Genomic DNA, 1486 nt, shown 5'->3' with positions numbered 1-1486 from the left:
TCTATTTTACTTCTTTGAGGTTGGAGTGTCAAGTTTTATTATACTATATCAAAATGCGGAGCAACGTATAAGCGAAGAAATCGTGAAAAAGGTGCATTTTGGGTTTGCCGTACACATGACATAAATGCGTCGGATTGTGAAAATGGGGCTATATTTGAAAGAGACTTTTATTCTTCATTTATCAGGTTGTATAACAAGCTATGGTATAATTACAAACAGATCCTTGTACCGCTTCAAACAGCGTTGCAGGATCTAAAGCTCCGAAAATTCAGCGGTAAAACTCAGGTAATGGATATGCACAAAGAGGTAGCCAAACTTCGTGAACAGATGCACGTCCTTGCAAGGCTGAAAACCAAAGGATTTCTGAACGAGGCGAAATATATTGAGCAGACTATGGAACTGACCGCAAAAGTCAATAAACTGCAAGCTGAGCTGAAAAAGCTGACACGTTCAGATGACGAGGATGAAACCATCAATCAGATTGAAATGCTGATCGACTTTTTTGAAAAACAAAGTAAACCAATAACAGAATTTGATGAGTCAGCGTTTGAGAGTATAGTTGAAAAAAACGTGGTTGTAAATCAGCATGAGCTGGAGTTTCATTTGATCGGAGAATTGAAATTGAGGGAGAATATAGAATAGACAATTTTAATACCGTAAATTTATTGCCTTTGTATATAGCTATTTCAAAGGCTTTGTGGTATTGTTGTATTCGGAGGTGAAATTAATATGCCCAAAAACAGAGTTACCCCCTTTGGTTACTGTATGAAAAACGGCGAGATAACGACCGAGCCAAACGAAGTTTACGCAGTAGCAGAAATATTCGGCGAATATCTGAAAGGCAAAAGTTTATTGCAGATCGCAAAGCTTATGGAGTCCGAAAAAATCAAATATATTGAGGATTCAGACCATTGGAATAAAAATATGGTCAAGCGGATCATAGAAAACGAAAAATATCTTGGAACGAACAAATATCCACAGTTGATCGATGAGGATATTTTTAAAAGAGCAAATGAAAAGCGAGAACGCAAAGCCACAACTCTGAATTTGATTTCCGATGATCTTCGGGAAATCAGGAAGGTTACATACTGTGCTGAATGCGGCGGAAAAGCTTATAGAAAAACTAACGGCAAGGGTCGTGAATATTGGAACTGTGAAAATCCTGACTGCTTTAAATTTGAATATCGTATGACCGATCAGATGATTCTCGGAGCAGTGATCACGGTTCTGAACTCCGCTGCTGCAAACCCAAGTTTAATTGAATGCGGGGGAGAGGTAAGCACATACGTGCCTACCGCCGATGTTATCCGTCAGCAGAATGAGGTAAATCAGATGATAGATTCAACCCAAACGGATTTTGAAAGAATAAAATCTGAGATCTTTAAGCTTGCGGAAATGAAATATGAATGCTGTACATACAGCGACGGTCCACAAAAAACAGAGAAAATCAAGGCTGTTCTTAAAGACCACGAGCAATTAAATACAT

Annotated in this window: 2 protein-coding genes; both read left to right on the top strand. The window is 38.5% G+C overall.

Annotation, left to right across the window (positions count from 1 at the left end; translation table 11 throughout):
- Window positions 1–288 precede the first annotated feature (288 nt).
- Complete coding sequence (locus LI114_RS13470) at window positions 289–642, top strand: hypothetical protein (protein WP_227221096.1); 354 nt, start codon at window positions 289–291, stop codon at window positions 640–642.
- 87 nt (window positions 643–729) lie between these two features.
- A partial coding sequence (locus tag LI114_RS13465; protein ID WP_227221095.1) for a recombinase family protein occupies window positions 730–1486 on the top strand: 757 nt, incomplete at its 3' end.

The organism is Ruminococcus sp. 210702-SL.1.03, from assembly GCF_020559915.1.
GTDB lineage: Bacteria > Bacillota > Clostridia > Oscillospirales > Ruminococcaceae > YE71.
Note: the sequence above shows the minus strand (reverse complement) of the source record. Positions and strands in the feature narration are given on the sequence as shown.

Bases quoted from the DNA above. Each gene is read 5' to 3' on its own strand.
- LI114_RS13470 (WP_227221096.1), top strand. From the start codon at position 289: ATGGATATGCACAAAGAGGTAGCCAAACTTCGTGAACAGATGCACGTC.